Below are 23,589 nucleotides of genomic sequence, written 5' to 3' on the forward strand. Positions count from 1 at the left end.
GTGAGCATCCAGGTTTCGCCCGAGGTCAACGCCATGATCTTCATCCTCACCGGGGAGAAGCTCATGGACGCCGACGAAGATCTCGCCTTCGAGAGCCGTCAGCCCTACGTCGGCCTCGGGCGCAAGCTGGAGCAGCTCTCCTCGCTCATCGACAAGTCGGTCCACGACATCGGCGAGTCCATGCCGGACGAGCTGTCCTCGTCGTACGGCAAGGCGATGGGGATGCTCGTCGACGACGGGGGCAAGAACTACCTCCGCGAGTTCGCCGGGCAGCTCGACAAGATCGGCGAAGGCCGGCGCAAGACCTCCATGGACATCATGGAGGGCAAGTGGCAGGTGATCGCCGAGATCATCCGGCTGCTGATCGAGATCGCCATCTACCTGGCCATGTCCTTCTTCACCGGGGGCGCGTCGGCCAGCCAGATCATGATGGCCAAGCTGCGCAGCCGCTTCTTCATCCTCACCACGCTGAGCCATCTCCTCCAGCGACTGCATCTGGCGCCCTCGCTGACCGAGGCCTTCGCCGAGGCGTTCACCACCTTCGCGGTACGGCTCGCGATGATGAACTTCGCCCCCGACGGCCGCCGGCCCGACGGGATCGACTGGAGCGACATCGGCAAGGCGGCGGCCTTCGGTGCGGCGGCCGGCTTCCTCACCAGCGTCTTCGACAAGTTCGCCCGGGACATCGTCAAGAGTTTCGACGGCAAGTTCCTCAAGGACGGACCGGACCTCGACTTCAAGCCCCCGCCCAAGATCCAGGACCGCCCGGACATCGACCTCAAGGGCGGTCCGACCCCGAACCCGAAGGCGGGTCCCGACCCGGACGGCTTCCCCAAGGACCGTCCCGATCCGAGTCCGTACGGGAACGGCCCGACGCCCACCCCGACTCCGACGCCCAAGCCGCCCGTCACCTTCCGGGACGGCCCGCTCTCCTTCCGGAACAACCCCGAGCTGTGGCGCAACAGCCAGATCCTGCGCCACAACTCCGACCGGCCGGGCGCGCTGGCCGGGCACTACGGGCTCAAGGGAGTCAGCGACTTCCTCGCCGCCGGTTCCGGTGAGGCGCTGGCGGAGATCCTCATCAAGGGGGCCTTCGAGGGGGACTGGTCCACCAGCTGGCAGACGTTCGTCGGTGCGGGCGTCAGCAGCCAGGTCGAGTCCACGCTTTCCGACTCCGCGGTCAACAGCGCGGCCGAACTGCGCCATGTCATCGACAAGTTGCGCGTCCAGCCGCCGCCGACCCTCTCCTCCTCCGACATCGGCGGCGACGGGGACGCCACGCGTTCCGGAGGCCCGGACGGACCCGCCCGTACGGACGGCCGGGGCGACACCGACAGCACCGGTGACGGATCGGGACCGGGGACCGGGGCACCGCCGCCGGCCCAGCGGACGACCGGCCAGAACGGCATCGGCAGCGACCAGCCGCCCCCGTACGTCTCCGACGGCTCGGCCCCCCTCGCCCCGCCGCCCTACAGCACCCCGGCCCCACCCGCCTACACCCCCGGCCCGATGCCGGTGACCGCCGCCGAGAACGAGCTGTGGAACCAGGTCCACGGCGGCCCCGCCGACGTGCGTGAGCAGGCCCTGCGGGAGCTGGCGGCACTGCGCGGCGGCCAGCCGCCGGGCGCCGCCGAGATCGAGGTCCGCGACCGCCTCCAGGAAGGCCTGTCGCACTCTCCCGAGGTGCGCGTGATCTCCGGCGGTGGCAACCCGGCCGCCGAGGTGGACGTCGAGAACGTCCGCCGTGCCCTCGGCGGGTTCGACACTCCGGTCACGGTCGACCGTCCGATCACGTCCGGTGCGCCCACCCCGGGCGGAACACCGGACAGCGCGAACGTGCCGGTCGACGGGAACGTCCCGGTGAACGGGAGCGCCCCGGTGGGCGGGAACGCGCCGGTGAACGGGAATGCCCCGGTCGGTGGGAACGCGCCGGTCGGCTCCGGTGCGCCCCTCAACGGTCAGGCGCCCGGGAACGGCAACGCCCCGATCGACGGGAACGCCCAGGAGCCGGCCGGGCAACCCGTCGACGGAGACCGTGGAGACCTCGGCGGCAACTCCGAAAACAACACGACCAGCAACAACGAAGCGACCACCAACAACAACACGACTACCGGCAACGAAGCGACGACCAACAACGACACGACCACCGGCAACGACACGACCACCGGCAACGACGCGCGGGACACCACGCCGGACATCCAGGTCACGACAGACGCCACGGGGCGGAGCGACCAGCAGGCTCCCGTGTCCGGTGGTCCGGAGGGCGGTCCCGTCGCCCCGGTCGCACCCGTCGCCAGTTCCGCGTCGGGGCAGGGCGGCACCGCCCGGCCCGGTGGCCTCCCCGGGGGCAGCCCCTCCTCCGGTCCGGCCCAGAACACCTTCAGGCCGGAAGCCGACGGCGCGGTCGACGGCACCCGTACCTCACCGGACGCGGATCCGCGGACCACGGGGGAGGACGTCCCGGGGACCGGCGAGGGCGAGGCGGTGTCCACCGGCTCCGACGTCGCCGAGGAGACACCGCGGACCGGAGAACCGGCTGTCGCCGACAGCTCCTCGGACGGCGTCGTCGACACGTCGGACCAGCGTCCCCCGGCCGGTTCCGACCCGACGGTCTCGCCGGACCCGGAGCTGGACCCGGACCCGGACGTGGACGCGGACACCGTCGCTCCGGCGCGGCCGAACACCGTCGGCTCCTTCGACGCCGCGCCCGACCAGCGGTCCGAGACCGGTCCCGCCGATGCCGAGGCACCGCCCGTCCCCGTACGGGAGGACGCTGCGAGCACTCCGCCGCCGCTGACCGTGGTGGTCTCCGAGGCGGACCTGCCCACAGAGGGGTCGCCGCAGGCGGCGGCGCTGCTCGACGGAGCGGGAACCGACCGTGCGGTCGTCCTCGGCCCCGCGACGACGGTCGGCGGGAGCGGACCGCAGATCCGCCCGGCCGTCGAACTGACCCGGGAGGCCCCGGGCGCACCGGTGCGGGTCCGTCCGCTCACCACCCCCACCGCGGACTCCGGTACCGCGGCGTTCCCCGGCTCCGACGTACTGCTGCCGCTGGCCGACGCCTTCGGCACGGGCGTCCGTCTCTCCTCGCCGGACCGGACGAAGGGCGCCGTGCCGTCGACCCTCTCGTCCGAGAAGCCCGTCACTCTCTCTTCGGAGAAGGGGACCACCGGGCGGGGTGCGGAGATCCCCGCTGTCACCTCCGTCCCGGAGAAGCCTGGCTCGAACATCTCGGAGAAGCCCGGTTCCGGTGCGGTACGCCCCCCGGAGAAGCCCACCGTACGGGCCGACCGGGCCGTCCCCACCGTCTCCTCGGGCGCGGCCAAACTGGCGTCCCTCTCCCGCCCCTGGACCGGTCCGGCCTCCGACGTACAGCTGGAATCGGGCCGTGGCGGCGGACGGGGCACCGGCCAGGACGGTCCCGGGACCGGCGGAGGACGCCGCGGCGCGAACGGGACCGCCACCCCGCCGCCCACCGAGACCCTTCCGGACAACACGCCCGCGCCTCCCACGACACCGCCCCCGGCGGGCCGGATCACCCTCCGCCCGGTCACCGCGCGGGACGGGGACCCCGACGCCGGCCCGGTCGTCACCACGCTCGACGGGGCGACGGTCCCCCTGGCGCAACTGCGCCGCTGGGTGCCCGAATCCGCCACCGGGCCCCACCCGGGGCAGGCCATACGCACCCTGACGGTGTCCCAGGGACCGCAGGAGGACGGCACGCGGCACAGCGCTGGCCGCCGCGCCCTGCTCGGCCAGGACTCCTTCCGCGGGGTGGGGAGCGTCTCCCTGCCCGCCGACCCGGACGGCGCGGGCCCGTCCGCCTCGACCAGGGTGTTCACCGGACCTCCCGCCCCCCTGCCGACCTCCGGGACCGAGCACGGCGCCGACGCCTTCGCCGGGCACGGCACCCCCCGGACGGTCACCCTCGGCACCGACGACGCGGCCCGGCCCACCATCGAGGTGAGCGGTGTCCAGCTGGGCGAGGTCCTCAAGGCCTGGAGCCAGGACGACCCGCAGGACCGGCCGCTGGTGCTGTTCTCCTGCGAGACCGGCCGTCAGCCGCGTATCGCGGGCCTGCCGGTGGCCCAGCACGTGGCGAACCGGACCGGACGACCGGTCTACGCCCCCACCTCCGAGGTGGGTACGGCGCGCGACGAGGACGGCACCGTCTGGCCGGTCCTGACCGACGGGGCGGACGGCCCGGGGCGGTGGCGGCTGTTCACCCCCGAGCCGGCCGGCGCGGATCTGGACGCCCTGGCCCGCGACGCGGGACTGCACGCGGGCCCCGGCCCGGCCGACCCCTTCGCCCAGGCCCGCACCCTCCAACAGGTCCGTACGCTGCGCGATGTCCTCGGCCCGGACGCCGAACAGCGGCCGGAGAACCGGGACGCGCTCAACGCCCTGGCGTACGTGGACGGGCTGCGCTGGCTCGACCCCGGCACCGCGGCGCGCTACGGCGACGGCCGGATGACCACGGAGCTGCTGGACCGGATGGTCACCGACTGGCACGCCGCCACCGGGGGACCCGCCGTGGAGCCCGCCGACGGGCCCACCCCGGCGCAGTACACCGCCTTCCTGGAGGCCGCCGCCGGGCTGCGGTCCGCCGCCACCCCCACGACCACGCTCGCCGACCTGCTGCCGCCGCCCGCGCTGACCCCGGACACCCTGGTCTCCCGGGCCGACGTCCAGGGCCTCTCCTACGCCCAGTCGGCGCGGACCGCCTGGTCCCTCGCAGACGTTCCGCTTCCCCTCGCGGAACTCGGCCTCGACCCGGCCGACACCGCAGAACTCGCCCGTCGGCTCCACCAGCCGCAGCAGCTTCCTCCCGTATCCGAGGAAACGGCCACCCCCGGCCCCGGCCAGCCCGCGCCGCCCGGCCGCCCCGGGAGCATCGCCGCCGACGTCGACCTGGCGGGCCGGGACACCTCCGTGCCCGGCCTCGGCGAGAGGGTCCACGCCGACGCCCGGTCCTTCCACCGGCTCACCACCCCGGCCGACGGCGACTGCTTCTTCCACGCCGTGCTCGACTCCGCCCGCAGCAGGTCCGTGCCGCCCGCCTGGGCCGCGCGCAACGTCGCCGGGCTCCGGAGCCTCCTGCGCGACCGGCTCACCGGGTCCGAACTGCTCACCACGGCGGCCCAGCCGACCCCGGACCCGGTGCTCGCCGTCGTCGACGACCTGCGGATGACCGCGCTCGCCGGGGTCCGGGACCCGGAGTCGCGCGAGCGCCTCACGCGGCGCTGGGACGGGATCGAGCAGGACGTCGTCACCGGCGGCGACGGGCGCCGGTGGCGGCGCGTCCTGCGGGACAGCGGCTACCCGGAACTCGCCCGTGTCGCCCCCACCCCCGCCGACGCGAGGCGGCTCGGCACCGACGGACTGATCCTCGCGGCGGCCGAACGCACCGGACTCTGGTCCACGCCCTTCGCCGACCAGATCCCGCAACTGCTGGCCCACACCCTCGACGTCGACCTGCGACTCGTCCAGCCGGACCCGGCAGGGGGGACCAACAGCCTCGTCACCCCCCTCAGGACGGGTGCCACCGACTCCCTGCACCTGGCCTACAACGGCCGTGACCACTACGACGCGCTGATCCCGACGACGTCCCTGCCCGCCCCCGCCCCCACGCCCCCGGCCACGGGCACGGCCGTCGGGGAACCGGCCACGGAACCGCCCGCCGACGACGTCTTCGGCGAGTGGCTGCGTGGCATGATCGGCATCACCGACCTCGACGGCACCGGCACACCGGCCACGGAGCCCGGCGACACCGCCCCCCTGGAGACCCAGCTGGAGCGGCACCGCCCCGCCCGGCTGCTCACCGGGGAGAACGCCCCGCCGCCCGGCCCCGCGCCGCGCACGGTCACCTTCGACGACGGCAGCCGCCTGCCCACCGTGCTGATCAGCCCGGACAGCGACCCGGGCGACGGCAGCCGGCCGGGCGCCCGCCCCGGACCGACCCCGCGCACCGGGCTCCTCCACGGTCTCGGCTCCCTCAGCCTGCGCGGACCCGAACAGGTCACCAAGGAGGTCTTCGACCAGCTGCCGAAGAAGCTCCGCGGCCAGTTCGACGACGCCGAACTGCTGCGCCTGCTGCGCGACCAGCCCGGCGCGTTCACCGCACCCCGCGGCGCCCGTCTCGTGGGCCGGGAGAAGTCGGGCGTCGGCCACGAACTGATCGTGGAAGCCATCCCGTACCACCGCTGGGAACGCTTCGGCGGCATAGGCGACGACGGCACCGTCCGGGTGGACACCGCACGCAGGGGACAGGCCGGTACCGGCGGCGGACGCAGCGTCGGCGTCGGCCGCCGCGTCGCCGGGGCCCTGGGGATGGGCCCGCCGCTCAACTGGATGCTGAAGATCGGCATCTCGCTGGGCTGGAGCCGCAAGACCGACTACACCCAGGGCACCCAGGCGTACCACCAGAGCGAGTACCGGGGATGGGAAGGCTCCCACCTGCACCTGGACGACGTCCACTACCGGGTACGGGTCGAGCGGATCACCGAAGCGCCGAAGACGACCGGAGCGGACACCACCACCCCCGGTCCACGGTGGCGGCGCACCCCCGTGCACTCCGCGGCGTTCGCGATGCGCGACGGGCTCAGCTGGCGGCTCCCGGACGAACTGACCGTCCCCTTCAAGGGACCGAAGCGGGCCCCGGAGACCCTGACCTTCCCCGACGGGGTCGAGCCCCGCGTCACCGACACCACCGCCCTGCATCTGACCGACCCCCCGGAGGACGTGGCACTGGCCGTCTCCGGTGCCCGGCCCGGCAGTTCGGCCCACCGAACGCTGATCTCCTACGTCCGCCCCGAGCGGCTGCTCGGCCTGTTCGGGCGGTTCGCCGGACCCGTCAGCGGCCCCGAACTGACCCGGGGCAGCGGACAGCACCCCTTGGGCCACCTGGTCGTGGAACGGTCCATCCCGCACCGCGCCACCCTGGTCACCGAGTCCGTCAAGTCGGAGGTCCGCGACCTCACGCAGACCACGTACCAGAACGAGCGCGCACACGTCCGCGACACCCGCTTCGGCGTCCAGGTCACCGCCGGGCCGAACTACACCCTGATCGGCCCGGAGACCGACGTCCGCATCCAGGGCGGCCCCCTGGTCCGCACCGATCTGAGCACCGGACGCGGCCACTACCTCGGCACCGACGCCGCCCGCAAGGTCACCGGCCGCGTCCGCAACCACCCCGTCGCCCTCTACCGGGTGGAGCGCACGCTGATGGTGCGCAAGGCCGGGGAACCCGCCGCTGCCGCCCGCCCCGTCCGGGTGGTCAGCCTCGACTGGTACTCCACCCAGGACGCGCGCCGCCTCGCGGGCTGGGACAGCCGTACGCCCGGAGCGACCGGACCCAACCCGGACGCGGAACCCCCGGTGCCCTGGTACCTCACCCGCGAGGACCCCGTCCACCTCGGCGGCCAGGTCCGCGCCGAGGGCTTCCGGCCCGACCAGCGCCCCGCCCCGGCCACCACCCCCGCGCCCGGCACCACCACCACGGCGACGCCGCCCGCCCCGGCCCCGGCTCCCCAGGACCCCCTGCGCGCGTTCTCCGACACCGTGCTGGACACCCTCACCCGCGCCTACCCGTCGCTGTTCGTCCCGCCGCTGATGCTGCGCCACCCGCACCTGGCGAAGCTCTGGTACGGCGACGGGCGGATGCGCGTCGCCCTGCACAACGAACGCCAGGTCCGCGAGGCGCTGAACCGGCCCACCCTCGCGCAGAGCCTGGACGACCTCACGACCACCGGCGTCCCGGTCACCCTCACCGAGGACGGCAAGGTCCGCCGCGGGCACCACACCCTGATCCTGCGCGCCCGGCTCACCGACCGGCGGTTCGAGACCACCCTCAGCGAACGCTCCCTGCGCAACGCGGTGATCGGCACCGAGCTGTCGGGGCAGGGGCAGCAGGATTCCACCACCCTCTCCACCGGGGTCGAACTCGGCGTCTCACCCCGCGACCACGACAAGGAGCCGGAGAGCGGACTGCCCCGCCAGACCGGCAACCTCACCGTCGGCGCGCGCTACGCCAAGACCGACACCCGGGCCACCAAGAACACCGTGGCGGTCACCCACGACCACCTCGCCTACCAGAACGTCGCCGACCTCTACAGCTACCAGGTCGAGCTGGGCGCCAGCTTCGAGGGCCACCGCCGCCCCCGCGGCTGGACCCGGCTCGTCTCGGTGGGGCTGCTCGGCGCGGGCGTGTTCGTCAGCAAGGTCGGTGACCGTCCCCTGTTCGCCCGGGGGAGCGAGACCGTCGGCCGGGTCGAGCTGGCCGTTCCCACCGGCCACGGCTCCGACCGCCACGCCCCCACCGACCCGCCCGCCCCCGCGACCACCGGTCCCGCGACGGCCACCACCACCACCCATCCGGGCGCCACACCCGCCACCACGCCGGCGCCCACCCCGCCGCCGCGCCAGCTCTCCGCCACCGAGGCGGACCAACTGCTCGACGGCACCCGGCCGTTGCCCCGTACCGACGCCGCCACCCGGCAACGCGTCCAGCGCCTGCTGCGCGCCCCGCACGTGGTGCTCAGCACCGAGGGCGGAGAGCAGCGCCAGCAGCTCGTCCAGGACACCGCCGACCGCGCCTCCGGCACCTCCTGGCACACCAACGCCCCCGGCGCCCCGGTGCGCACCGCCCTGCGCCGGGCCATGGCCAACCTCGGGATCGCCGGACAACTCGGCCAGTACCTGGGCCCGTTCGGCTCCCGCATCACCGGACTCACCGGCGCGGGCCCCCTGTCGACCCACTACCTCAAGGGCGCCGTCCGCGGCGAACTCGACAACCTGAGGGTCAAGAGCGACCCCAAACCCGGCAACATCGAAGCCACCCTCGGCAACGAGCACCGGGTGGCGGGCAGTTCGAGCACCACCTCACGCACCACCCTCGGGCTCCAGGGCGCGAGCATGCCGCTCCAGAAGGCACCCGGCGCCGGGGCGTTGGTCGGCTCGTACTCCACCGCGCTCCAGTACGCCTGGGGCAAGGGCCGCAGCGCCGCGCAGACCCTGACCCGGGGACGCAACACCACGCTCAGCTACGCCGGCCGGATGTACCTGGTGGTCGCCGACGCCACCGAGACCGTCGCCGTACGGGACCGCTGGACGGCCGCGATGGGCGCCATCGGCACCCGGGCCGGAGGCGGGATCAGCTCCGCGGCCGGCCGGATCTCCGAACGGCTCGGGCGCTCTCTCGCCCCACGCAGGGCGGCCGCCGCACTCCAGCGCGTCCGCGACGCCGTGATGTTCCACCTGCCGATGCAGGACGCCATCGAGGCCGGTCTCGCCCCCGACGGGCTCGGCACCTCGACCCCCGCCAACCTCGGCCGCGGCTACCGGCTGCCGTCCTTCCTGGGCGGCCGGCGCTTCGCCTCCCACCCCAGCGGCCAGCTCGACGCCAGCCCGGCGGCACCCCGGCTGATGGGGCAGCTGGACAGGCTCGGCGTCCCCTCGCACGACCGGGAACAGGCCCTCCAGCGCATCTCCCCGGACTTCCTGCGCTCCCACACCCACGAACTGACCACCGACGGACTGACCCTGCCCGTCCGCTACCGCGCCTGGTCCAGCCCGCACCACCTGCCGGTCGGCGGCAGCCCCGGCCAGCTGAAGTTCACCCTCACCCCCGTCACCACCACCGTGCAGCGGCTGCGCACCGGCTACGAACTGGAGGATTACCGCACCACCTCCCGCGACGACGCCGACGCCCGGACCCAGGACCGCGGCGGCGACGTGACCCTCAGCGTCAGCGAACGCGCCACGGGCGACGGGGTTCTGGCCGCCAACCCGGCTCTCCAGGGCACCGCGGCCAAGCAGCACGCCTCCAGCCGGGGCGACACCGTCGGCTCCACCGCGATGCCCAACATCGCCACCACCCAGACGCACGCCGAGATCGTCACCGGCTACACCCTGACGATCAGCATGACCGACTCCGCCGGGAAGACGCTGGTCGCCGACATCACCGCCGACGTCGGCAGCCTCTCCGAAGTCCTGCCGACCAGCCTGCTCACCCCCGTGGGCGACGGCAGCGACGGCGCGCTCACCGAGCAGGACGTGCCCCGACCCGACCGCGCGGTCAAGGTCCTGACAGCCGATCAGGCCAGGCCGGAGGGGATCGCGGCCTGGCGGACCACGGACCCGGCGACCGGGGAGAGCGACCCGGACATCCTGTCCGTCGACGACGTCCTGGGCTCCGGCATCCTCGCCGTGGACATCCTCGGCGCCCCCAACGTCCAGGACGCCCTGACCCTGGCCACCGCCCGCGCCGACGGCTTCCCCGGCGACGCCGACCTCGGCAAGCGCCACACGGGCGACGTGCTCGCCGAACGCGTACGGATGGCCCGGCACACCCCGCTCACCGGCCTCGGCACCGCAGCCGCCCAGGCCCAGCAGGAGTCCACCTCGCAGATCGGCCTCACCGGCGGCTTCCGCGAGGCGCTGAGCCCCGACGGGTCGCCGCTGCCCACCCAGTCCTCCGCCCGGCTCCTCGGCCAGTCCCACACCGCCGACTCCCGCGTCTACGCCAAGATGCACCGGAGCGGGGCGCGGCTGCTCGCCGTGGAGAACAAGCCGCGCATGGAGGCGGTGCGGCGGCACAAGACCGGCGACGCGCTGGAACCCGGATTCACCGACAACATCGAGGGCGCGCTCAGCACCTCCCCGCTGGCCGGGAACAGCAACGCGGGCGTGACCAACCCGGGGGCGAACGTCCCCATCGGCGGCGCGAACGACTCCACCGCCCTCAAGGCGGGCGTGGACACCACCCTCGGCTCGCACGTCAAGGTCGTGCCCGACCGCAGCATGCTCTACGCGATCCCGGTGAGCTGGCTCACGGTGGCGGAGGTGGACCACCGGGTCACCGACAGCCGCCCGATGCAGGCCCTGGGCAAGCCCCGCCGCGGGCCGCGCGCCGCCGAGGCCGAGACCACCGCCCTGGTCTGGCTGCGCGAGGACATCGCCCGCGACCTCGGCCTGCTGGACGACACCACCTTCCCCGAGGAGGCCCGCGACGCGTGGGACGCCCAGGGCAAGGCGGCCGCCGACCTGGCCTTCGCCGAGACGCGCTACTACGACGCCCGCGCCGTGGCCCGCGAGAGCTGGCTCGACCTGAGCCCCGAGGAGCGGGCCGCGCTCGGCGAGGACGGTGCCGCGACGGTGCTGCCCCGGCCGGTCGCCGAGTCCCCGGCCGTCGCCGCCTGGCAGGCCGCCCGCGACGACGTACGCCGCTGGCAGCAGCGCGTCGAGACCGCCGCCACCGACCACCACCGCCTCCACCTGGCCGCCACCCGCCTCACCGCCCACCACCAGGGCACGGGCGCGGTCCCGGTGAAGGACGCGCCACAGGAGTACACCGAGCCCGACTGGCGCTCCGAGGCGCCCGAGCCCTACCAGGTCACCGAGGCCACCGGAACCGCGCCCCGCACCCTGACCTCGCCGGACGGCGCCACGGTGCACGAGGTACACGAAGTCCCGCACGACGGGGCCTCGTTCTTCCACGCGCTCCTGGCGACGGCACAGGACCGGGGCAGGCTGCCGTACCTGCTCGACAGCGACCTGCGGGACCGGTTCACGGCCGATCCCGCCAACCCGGACGTCACCGCCGAGGCCGTCGACGCCGCACGCCACCGGCTCGCCTGGGCACTGGCCGAGGACGCCAACAGCGACCTGCTCGACGGGCTGGCCCTCGACGCGGCGGACACCTTCACCCAGGAGGAACTGGACGCGGCGGGCATCGAGCTCAGCGCCGCCCAGCAGACCGAGTTCGACGCGCTGGGCCGTCTCCCGCAGACGTTCTGGCCGAGCCCGCGGCAGCGGGTGGCGCTGGCCACGGCGGCCCTCGCGCGCCCGTTCGCCGCCGAGCCCGTGGCGACGACGCCGGACCCCGGAACCCCGCCGCCGCCCGAGCGGCGGGCGGGCGACCACGGCGGCGCGGACCTGCTGCCCGCGCTCGCCGCCCGGGTCCTCGGCGTCCCGGTGACCGTGGTGACGGGGGAGGGGCGGCAGCAGACGTTCCTCCCGCACGGGGCCGACCCGGCGACGGCCGACTTGTCGGCCGGTCCGGTGCTGTTCGCCTCCGACGACTTCTTCTCCGCCGCCCTGGCACCCGGCGCGGCGCCCCCGGTCACGACCGCGCTGCCGACGGCGGAGACGACCACGGGGTCGACCACGGCGACGGGTTCGACGCCCGCGCCCTCCGGTACGAGCCGGGCCCCGGGTACGACCGGCACCTCGGCCGCCGACGCCGAACCGCCCGCCCACCGCACCCACACCACCCCGCCCTGGCTGGCGCCCGCCGACGCCACCGGCCCCCGCTACCGGCTCGACCGCCACGGGATCCTCACCGGCCCGGACGGTGCCACCTACCGCCAGGGAACCCCCACCGGCCGGGGCAACGGCTTCTTCGGCGCGCTCTCGACCGCCCTGGAGCAGGTCGCGAGGCAGCCCGGCCTCGACCGGCGCGAGGAACGTCGGCTGATCCGGCGGGCCGGGGAGTCGCCGGCCGCCCTGATGCGGCTGAACGGGCTGCCCGGCACCCGCGAGGAACGCGGGACGCTCTTCACCCCGCCGCCGATGGTCGTCCGGCCCGGTCTGCCCGCACCTGGACCGCAGGCGGTCGACAGCCACCTGCGCCGCCACCTGGCCACCGCCCCCTGGGGGCCGGACGCCGACCGCGTCCTCGCCCGGTGGGCCGCCTCCGCCACCGGCACCGCCGTCACTCTGATCGAGGAGAACGGCACCGCGCACACCTACCCGGGCCCGCCCGCCGCCGGAGAACCGCACATCCGGCTCCGCCGCCGCGGCGGCGACTTCGTCCCGCTCACCGAGCTGACCCCGGCGCCCGCCCCGGCCCGGTCCGAAGGCACCCCGCTACCCCCGCCGCCCGCCCAGGACACCGCCGCACCCGCTCCCGGGCGGTCGAGCACGTTGCCGACCCCGGCGACGGCCGCCGCCGTCTCCCCGCCGACCGGCGCGCTCGCCGACCTGGCGGCACTGCTGCCCGGGATGACGGCCGGTGACCGGGCGAGGGAGCTGGCGCTGCTGTCCTCCGCCGACCGGGAGCGGCTGGCCGCCGACCCCGCCCTGGTCGCGGCGTTGCGCTCGACCCTCACCGATGGCGAACTCGCCGAGACAGCGGCCCAGTTGCTCGTGCACGTGGCGTCCGGCGTGGATCAGCCGGTGTCCGCCGGACACGCGGCTCGGGAACGGATCGCGGCCATGCTGCGCGACCCCGCGGTGGCGATCCGCCTGCTGGAGCGGGGAGCCCGGGTGCTGGTGGTGCCGAAGAACGAGGCCCTGACGACGCTCAGCCCGTTCCGCGGCCTCGCCGGAGTCCAACTCTCCGCGACGGACCGGCGTACCTGGGACACCGTGCGCGGTGTCGGCCAGTTGAACACGGGCGTCACCGAGGAGAACCTTCTCGGGGAGGCCTCCGGCGTGGCGGGTGCGCCGAGCTACGTGGACGGATACTCCACCACCACCCATGAGTTCGCGCACGCCATCCACCTCTACGGCCTCAGCGACTCCGACCGGCGGGCCATCACGGCCGCCTACCGCGCGAAGCTCAACCCGCCCACCGGGCAGGACCCCGCCTATGTGGACTGGCCGGACGGCCCCCGCCGCAGTGCGGTCGACGACCGTCCGGCCGACAACTACGGCTCCACCGACGAGTTCGAGTACTTCGCCCAGGCCGTCAACGCCTACCTCTCGACCAACGCCGGCCATGATCCGTACACCGGCCAGCCGCGCAACAACGGCGCGGAATGGGTACGTGCCAACGAACCCGACCTGCTGCCCCTGCTGGAGCGGCTGTTCGGCACCACTCCCGAGCAGGACGGCCCCGGACCCGCCAATCCCGTCGAGGCCACCCGCGCCGAGAACGAGGTGTACGAAGGGTTCCGCGCCCTGTGGGACCAGGCGGAAGGCCTCCACCTGGCGCAGCCGCACCCCCCTGCCCCCGCACTCCCCGCTCCGCCCGCCGCCGGCTCGGCGGAGCCGGCCGCGGACGGCGACGTGCACACCGCTCTGCCCCCGCCGCCCGACCGCCGCAGCGGCTGGGCCGAGCCCCCGGAAGGGCTGATCGAGTCGCTGGACCGGTTGCGCGCCGGAGACGCGGAGGCAGAGGCCCTGTCGCGCTTCCGCTTCACGGACACCCACGACGGCGACTCCGCGAGCGCGGAGAGCGACGCGGACACGGCGCCGCACGGCTGGGGGGACCTGCTGTTCGGATCAGCCGCCAGGCACGACTACTCGACCGACGTGATGATCGAAGCCGCTCGGTCGCTGGAAGAGCTGTCCCGCCGGGACGCCGGTCGCGCCTCGGTGGCGACCGGCGTCCTCGACGGCCTGCACGGCCTGGCCCGGCGCGTGCTGAACCTCGGCCCCGGCACTCCGGTCGGCCCGCGCGATCTGCTGCTCCTGGGATCACTGGCGCTCAGCGCCTCGCCCGACGAACTGGCCGACGAGGACCTGCTCGCCGAATACCTGACGCGCCAGGACATCGCCCTGGGCGAGGGAAGCCGGTTCAGGTCCGAACGGGTCGCCGGACGGAACTGGGCCGCTGTCGGCGCACCGACGCCGCCCCTCGACTCCTACGCCGCACAGGACGGGGACGGGCTCCAGGTCATCTGGCCCGCCCCCTGGCCGGACGCGTACGTGGTGCTGGCCCAGTCCTCCGGTGACACCCTGCATCTGCACACCCCGGACGGCACGCTGCGCGTGGAGGAGCCCGGGGAACTGGCCAGGCTGGTGGCCCGCGATCCCGCCAGGCCCGAGGGTGCGGACGTGGTGCTGGCCCTGTCCCACGAGGAGATCGAGTCGGTCGCCCGCTTCGTGGCGGATCTCACCGGCTCCCGCGTCTGGTATCCGAATCTCGCCGACTCCGCCGTCCAGGGGGCCGAGCCCGCCGTGCACGTGGTCACCGACTGGCGTGGCGGCCCCGACCGCCTGACCATCGGTCCGGTGCGCGACAGCTCGGCGGAGGCATGGATGTCCCTGCTGCCCGGACAGGATCCGGTCGCGGGCGAACGCGCCCCGGAGAGCCCGGAGACGGCCGACCGCCTGTCGGACGAGGCCGGGAGCGCGACGGCCGTCGAGGCGCGCAGGGCCCGGCCTTTGATCACGCGGAACTACGGGATCGTCGACCAGCGGGGAGAGGGCGTCCTCTTCCGCACCATCGGCGGCAGCCGGCCGCAATGGAGCACTCCGCGAGCCCTGGAGGGCACCGAGGACGCGCCCGAACTCGTGCTGTCGAACCAGCTGTGGGATCTGGCGACGACCGCCGACCTCCCCGCGATCCGGATCTCTGCCGACCGCACGCTCGCCGTACTGAAGGGCGAATACGGGCAGCAGGTCTACGCCACTTCACGAGCGGTCGAGGAGGCCACCGCCAAACTGAAGCGGGCGGGACTGGTCGTCCGGCTCCGGACGGACGACGAGCTGAGCATCATCCTGCCGCTCCCCGGCGGCGGTAGCCGCCGGCTCTTCCAGGTCACCCCCTTCTTCGTCAACCGCGCGGGCGACTCCACCGAGGAGGTCTGCCGTGACTTCGCCGACATGCTGGCGAACGAGAACCGGACCTCGCACCTGATCTTCCGCGCCCCGCACGGCGGGCCCGCGGTCACCGCGCCGGTCAACGCCACCAGCGGGACCGAGGTCACCGGTACCCATCATCTGGCCGAAGGGCTCGCCGAGGCCGCCGACGGCGACGTATCCCTCGACCGGGCGGACCTCAGCTGGGCGGCCTCGCTGGTCCGCCAGGACGACCGGCCCTCCGGCGGCGACGACACCGGTCCCACCCCCGGCGAGGCTTACGGCAGCGCCCTCAATCTGGAGTCGGCCGAGGACCCCCGGCGCGAGAAGCTGACGGTGGCGGCCAGGCGGATCGGCGTCAACGAATACGCGTGGGCCGATGTCGGCGAGGGCTATCTCGTCCAGTCCGTCGCGGCGCCCGGGGAGAACGGCCCGAGTCTGGAGACGAATTACGCCGTGCCGTCGAGCACGCCCGGCTCGTCGTACTTCGGTTACCACTTCATCACCGTGGTCCTCGCCAGCGAGGACGGCACCCACCAGATCTCCCTGGAGAACCACGCGCGGGAGGGCCAGCACGAGCAGCGCTACCGCCGGACCGTCACCGCGAACTACGAGAGCCACTCCGTCGCGGAACTGCGGGAGCTCGCGGAGGATCTGAGTCGGGAGATCGCCCGGCAGACGGCGGACGGCGTCGACGAGCACCTCCGGGAGGTGAAGCGCTTCCACGACCTCACGATCCTCCTGATCCGTGCCAAGGAGGCCCAGGACAAGCGGGACCGGTTTGCCGTCGGCTCCCCGGAACACACCGAGGAGCATGAGAGGTTCACCAACCTCCTGGGGTCGGCCGCCCAGCGGGTGAAGGACATCGAACGGGTCGTCCCCGGCAAGGGGCGCTGGTACACGCGCATGTTCTCCCAGCGGCCCGGAGAGTCGGCGCACGACGTCAACGCCCATCTCCTGGGCGACGAGCGCGCGGCGGAGGCCAATCCCCTCACCGTGAGCGTGCTGCGCGGTCAGCAGCTGCTCCCCGTCCCCGTACTCTTCGATCCCGGCGCGGAGCGCACGCCCGAGGGCTCGGCGTTCGCCATCCGGCACCTCGCCGCAGGAGTGGCCCGCACCGGGTTGTGGAACAGCGCCAACGGCCTCCCCCTGCCCGAGATCACGCTGACCGGCCACCGGCCCGGCCGGCTGACCCGCGACCTCGGAAAGATCCGCGCCCAAGCCCTGGCTGAAACGGTCCACGAGGAGCTGGCGACCGCGCTCGCCCACCTCCAGGACGGGCTGCCGGGGCCGCACCTGAGCGCCGACCTCTTCCCCATCCGGCCGGTGTCGGCGCGTGACCGGGACGGTGCCGCCCCCGACACCGTGCGCGTCACCGTCGACGACCGGCGCGGCGGACCCCGGCGGATCGCCACCCGCGGCCTCCGCGGCGGCTCGCCCGACGACGGTCTCGACCCGGTGGCCGAGCAGTGGCCGATCGGCCGCCCCGTCACCGTGATGCGGCCCCGGTTCGGCGAACAGGCGCCTCCCGGGGCGCTGCCCGCCTCCGAGGCGCCCGCCCCGCCTGCCGCCTCCGGCAAGGGCAAGAGCCCCGAGCCCGGCCCCCGCCGCTGGTTCCCCTACACCCGGGCCGCCGACTCCCGGCCGGAGCCCTTCCGGTACGAGGTCGCCGACACCGGGCACCTGCGCCTGCCCACCGGACAGCAGATCCCGCCGACCGGCTGGACGCGCTTCGGCGACGACTTCGTCCACCCCGTGTCCGGCGCCCTCCTGCGCGGTGACAGCGGCTGGTTGGGCCGTGTCGCCAACATCGACACCGTGGCGCCGGCGCTGTCGGACCTCGACCCGGACGCCGCCCCGTACCGCGTCACGACCGACGGCTCGTCCCTGTACCTGGTGCCCGAGGACGGCGGCGGCACCGCGTTCCGCATCCCGCTGCGCGAGGGACCCGCGCCGCGCGCCCGCGTCGACGACCGGCCGCGCGTCGTGGTGCGGTCCTCCTTCGACGTACGCCGGATCGCCATCGGCGGCGAGACCGTCACCGACCTGGAGATCCGCCTCGCGCTGCGCCCGGGGGACGGGCAGGAGGACTCCGAGACCGTGCTGGCGCGGGTGCGCGAGGGAGTGGAGGAGTTCTACAACCGCCCGGAGCACCGCCTCCCCAACGGCGACCGGGTGCACATCACCCTCACCCCCGTCGCGCCGGACGCCTCCCCGCACCTGACCGTGGACCTCGTCGGCCGGGACCGGCCCATGAACCAGCGGGCGTGGTGGGCGGACGCCGAACCGGTGGAATTCGCCCATGAGCTGGCCCATCAGCTCTTTCTGCGCGACGAGACCCGCGGGGCCGACAACCCCGCCCGCCTGCACGCCCCCGGCAGCCTCCTCGGCCCGTTCCGCGAGCAGGCCCTCGCCGGTCTCGACCAGGGCGGACTGAGGGGCCGTCACCTCCAGGTGTGGGCCGCCGTCGTCGGCGACCTCCCGGCGCAAGTCGCTGCGGACGGGACGAGCTGGGATCAGGCATGGGCGGACACCAAGGAGGAGCGCAGGGAACGCGTGTGGGCTGACCCGGTGTCGCTGCCCGCGCCCTCCCCGCAGACGGAACCGGACGGCTCCGTGCCGCCACCGCTGCCCCCCGGAACGGCCCCGGCGGCATCCGATGCCGACGAAGGCGGCGCGGACTCGGACGCGAGTACGGACTCCGAGGACGACGAGAGCGCCGAAACTCCGGTCTGGACCTGGCCGGACTGGCTCGCGCCCGTATTCGGACCGCAGTGGAGCCGGGCCCCGAGGGCCCGGCTCCAGGAGACCTCCCAGGCCCTGTTCGCGCTGGCAGAGGAGACCGCCGCCGGCCGCAGCCTGCGGGACGGTCTCGCCGACCTCACACGCCAGGTCCTGCACATGCCGCGCGACGCCCGGGTGACCGCCCAGGACGTACTGGACCTGGGATCGCTGGCGTTGGAGGCGTCCTCCGACGATCTCGCGAGCGCCGAGGACCTCGGGATCTACTTCGTCGACCGCCAGATCGAGTTCCGCGGTGGCGCCCTGGCCGACGACACCCTGCTGCGCACCGCCGCGGGGGAGCCGACCGGACGCGACCTCACGGACGCCGACGAGCCGACGCCGGCCCTGGACGCGACCTTCACCGAACGGTCCGGACAGCTCACGCGGCAGCAGGCGCCCTGGCGCAACCCGTACCTCGTCGTCGCCGAGCAGGCCCAGGGGGGCGGCATCGAGATCGTCACGCCCACGCGCACCTTCGTGGTGCGCGGCGCGGACGAGATGGCCCGGATCATCTCCTACGACTCCCGCCGCCCGCGCGGCGCGGACATCGTCCTCGCGCTCCCCGCCGCGTACGCCCCCATGGTGGCCGACCTGGTCGCCGGGACGACGGCCCGGCCCGTCTGGTACCCGCAGGGCCCCGTCGAGATCGCCACGGACCCGCAGACCCAGGTCCGCTACCTGGTTCTGCACCAGCCGGACGGCGACCCGGACGCGGGCTGGACCACGCCCCCGCCACCGCGGGAACCCGGCCTGACCGGCGCGCGCGACCTCAGCAGCGACAGCGAATCCGACAGCGACAGCAGCTCCACCAGCGACGGCGACGCCGAGTTCGACCGGCTCGCCGACGCGGCCCAGTTCGAGCACCGGATCGACGCCCTGCGCCCCCGGCCGCTCATCACCCGCGACTACCAGGTCGTCGACGACAGCGGCACCGGAGTGCTGCTCACCGAGCCCGGCACCCGGACGGTCGAGGAGGTCCGCCCGGCGGCGGGGGCCGAGGGACCCGCCCTGATCCTCCCGAGCCGGCCCCCGGTCACCGTCCCCGCCACCGACCGGCCGCCGCTGCACATCTCCGCTGACCGCACGGTCGCCCTGTTCGCACCCGGGAGCGACACCACCGGCCGGGGGCGGCAGATGTTCGCCACCCGGGGGGCCGTCGAACGCTCCTCGGCGCGCCTGGCCGCCGCCGGCGCCGGGGTGAGCCTGGAGACGGACCCCTCGGTGCACGTGATCCTGAACGGGGAGGACGGCACCCCCGGCGAACCGCTGTACCGGGTGACGCCCCGCTTCCTGACCCCCTCGGGCACCTCCGAGCACGCCTTCACCCGCGACTTCGCCCGGATGGTCGCGGGAACGGACGCCGCGCCCCTCTCGCACCTCGCCTTCCGCACCCCGGACGGCACCGTCGCCACGGCCCCCGCCAACGGACTGCACGGCCGCGAGGTCACCGGCACCCACCACCTGGCCCAGGCGCTCGCGGACACCGCCCGGGGCAGCCACCCCGCCACCGACGTCACCCCGGACTGGGCGGCCCGGCAGGCGGGCCGGGACCCGCGCTTCACCGGGGGAGTCGTCGGCGCGCCCACCCCGGGAGAGGCGTACGGCCAGGCCCAGCGGCACACCCAGGACAACACGCTGCGGGACCCGCTCACCCGGGCCGCCGCGCGTGCCGGGGTCAACGAGTACGCCTGGGCCCAGGTCGGCGAGGGCTATCTGATCCAGTCGGTCAGCACCACCACCGAGGACGGCGGCGCCCAGCTCTTCACCCACAACCACGCCAAGCCCGGCGACCCGGTCGGCCCGCACGCCCCCTACCACTTCGCCCAGGTGGTGCTGGCCAGCGAGGACGGCACCCACCAGATCACCCTGGAGAACGAGACCCACAGCCACACCGAGTTGACCCCGGAGGAGCTCGACGCGGTCGTCGACGACAACCTCGACCGCTACGACGAGGACCAGCTGCTCCAGCTGGCCCGGGAGACCGGCGAGCGCGCCGGTGCCGCCCGGCGCGAGGGCACGGACCCGGCCGCGATCGCCCGGCTGGAGGACTTCGCGCGCGCGGCCCGGGCCCTGGCGGCCGTCCACGAGGCCGAGCACGTCCGCTGGTACTTCGGCGAGGACCGCCCCGAACACGCCCTGGCCCAGCGCGAGGTGGACCTGGCCCGCAGCCGCGCCCGGGACGCCGTCCGGTCCGCCGCGGCCGTCCCGCCCGCCCAGGACCAGTGGTTCCTCCGGGCCTACAGCCAACGCCCCGGAGAGTCGGCCCACGCCGTCAACGCGGCTCTGCTGACGGGGCGTTCGCCCGCCGTGTCCAACCCGCTGACCACGGTCGCCCTGCACGGCCACGCGCTGCGCCCGGACCAGCGGACCGTACGCTTCGCCGAACAGCAGCACACCCTCCCGGACGACGCCGGGGAGCGCCTGGACGCGCTGGCCCTGCACCTGGCCCGCACCGGCCTGTGGAACAGGGCCAACAACCTGCCCCTGCCCGACGTCACCGTCACGGGCCACGGCAACCGCTCCCGCACCAGCGGCCAGAAGCGGGCCGCGGCGGTGGGCAAGGCCCTCGGTGACCGGCTGGTACGGCTGCTGCGGACGTTCCAGGAGGGGACGCCCGGCCCGCACGTCACCCTCTCCGACTTCACCCTCACCGTGGAGGCCCAGCGGGTCCGCCGCGCCACCGACCCGGACCTCGGGCGGGTGGTGAACGTCGGCATCGACGACCACCGCGCCCCGGTCCCCGCCGCGCCCGCCCGCCCTGCCCCCGTGCCGGAGCCGCCCACCGCCGAACCCCTGGCCCTGCCCCGCCCGTCCGGCGACCCCGCGGCGGACGGGCCGCCGCCCTTCGGCACGGACCCGGCCGCCGAGACCTCGCCCGCCCCCCTCTCCCGTACCGGGAGCACCGCCTCCCCGGGCCGCGCCACCCCGCGCGAGGGCCGCCGGTCCCGGACGCCCAGCTCCGACCGGGGAGCGCCGGTGCCCGCCTGGGTGCGATCGCGCATCCGGTACGCCGAGGAGTCCGTCGCCTTCGAACGCCGGCTGGCCGCACACCTCGCCGAACACGAGGCGGTGACCGAGGAGTTCCGGAAGATGGCGCGCGCCGCCTGGGAGCGGGCGCGGCAGCAGTACCCGCGCGCCCTCGCGACCTTCGGCAGCGAGAACCCGAGCATGGCCGGAGCGGTCGGCACCAGCAGGCCGGCCCTCCAGCAGGTGCTGCGGACCGGGAACCTGCGGGAGCTGGTGACCTTCATGTTCCAGGGCATCTCCAGCGACCTGGTGCCGGAGATGCTCGGCGGCCGGGAGGCCCCCGACCCGCAGATCGAGGCGGAGCGGCCGAGCCGCCGCCAGGCCGAGGGACGTTCCGAACTGGAGCGGCTGGCGGAACGGCTGAGGCTGGACGACACCCTCTCCACCGCCGAGAAGCAGGCCGCGCTCGCCCGCGCCACCGCGCAGCACGCGCTCCCCACGGACCCGGACGCCGTGCACCCGCCGCTGAGCCGCGCCGAACGGCCGTTCGCCGTGAACGAGTTCGGGCTGACCTGGATGCCCGCCTCCTCCGTCTACGACCTCGCGATGAACTCCGGCTTCCAGGGGACGTCCGAGGACACGGGCGGCCTCGTCCTGACCGGCACGGCGGGCTCGACCTACCGCTTCCTGGTGCACGCCGCCCGGATGCGCGACCAGTGGGGCCTCGACCTCGACCTCGGTCTGATCCGGGCCGGGATGATCGCCATGTCGCTGTCGGCGGGCCACCACTCCTTCCACGAGGTGATGCGCGGAGCCCAACTGGCCCTGGACACCGTGCCCGGCCACGACCCGGCCCTCGACTACCGGGACAACTGGGGCCGGTACTGGAACATCCACCCCCTCAGCGAGCAGGAACTGCGCGACCACGTCGCCCGCGACGGGCGGTTCCCCGACGAACACGCCCAGGACGTGCTCACCGAGCCCCAGAACACCACCCGCACCACTCCCGGCGGCAGCACGAACACGCCCCGGCCCGCCGCACAGTCCCCCGGCCACCGCGACACGCCGAGCCCGTCCGACTCCCCGGACACCGACCGGTCCGCCGCCCCGGCCACGACGGCCCGCGAAACGGGAAGCCCGGCGGACCCGCTCGGCGCGGACCGCCGATCCGACCCGGTCGACGACCCCGGTCCCGACGCCCCGCCCCCCGCGGTGCCCCGGGACGCCGTACTCAACCGGTGGCTCGCCGGCCGGATCACCGAGGCCGACCTGCCGCCGATCCCCGACACACCGGGCCCCGAGGAGACCGTGAGCCTCGGCGAGTTGAGCGAAGCGGGCATCACCCCCACCCAGGGACAGCGCACCGAGGCGATGCTGCGCGGCGACAACCGGCTGCCCGCCGCCGACCTCACCCCGCTCGACCGCACCCGGGTCCTGCTCAACCGCCCCGGCCCCTCGACACCTTCCCTCGACGCGGTGGCCGCCGCAGCGGCGCGACGGCTGTGGGCCCAGGCCCGCGCCGACGTCACCACCGCCGCCCCGGAGCGCACCGACGACGAACAGACCGCCCGCGCCTGGGCCTCGGCCGTCGGCCTCGTGCTGCCCCACCAGCCGCACCCGGTGCTCGCCGACGCCCGGTACGCCACCGACGGCCACCGGGACGCGGTACGCCGGGTCGCCACGCTCCTCCTCACCGCGGACTCCGGCCCCGCGGAAGCCGCCCGCTCCGCCACGGAGCTCGCCGACACCCTGCGCGCCGGGCTCGGACTGCCGCCGCGCCCTGCCGCGGCCACCCCGGTCCCGGCGACCCCGGAACACGCCGACGGGCCGCCCCCCGGCCGCCAGTCGGAGCCCGGCGGAGGTCTTCCCGACCTGGACATGCCGGACGCCGACGCCTCGATCCTCGACGGCGTCGACCTCGACGCGCTGGACGGCATGGACTTCAGCGCCCTGGACACCATCGACTTCGACGCCCTCGGCGACCTGGAGGAGTTCGACTTCTCCGCCCTCGACGCGGGGCTGCCCGACGAGAACCCGGGCGACCAGGAGATGACCGACGCGGACCCGGCCCCGCCGACCCCCGTCGCCGTGGACACCGGAACCGGAGCACCGGTGTACGCGGCGCCCACCGGCAGCCCCGCCCGCCCGCTCACCAGCCTGCCGCCGCTCAGCCTCGTCCCGTTCGCCCCCGGGCACACCACCCCCGGCGACGCAGCCGAACGCGAACTGGAGCGGCTGGCCCACAAGGTGGCATCGGCCGCGCTGCGCAACCGCCGCAACCGGGTACCGCTGCCGCGCGTCGACATCGCC

The 23,589-nt window shown here is 74.8% G+C and carries 1 protein-coding gene (only partly in view); it reads left to right on the forward strand.

The annotated features are described in order from the left end of the window. Positions 1–23,589, forward strand: the 5' portion of a protein-coding gene (locus ACIRRU_RS15970) for a lonely Cys domain-containing protein (protein WP_403680536.1). Its footprint extends 11,787 nt past the window's final position; 23,589 of the gene's 35,376 nt are visible here — the first part of the coding sequence; it begins with the start codon at positions 1–3; the stop codon falls past the right edge of the window.

It is taken from the genome of Streptomyces sp. NPDC101181, from assembly GCF_044767975.1.
Lineage (GTDB): Bacteria > Actinomycetota > Actinomycetes > Streptomycetales > Streptomycetaceae > Streptomyces.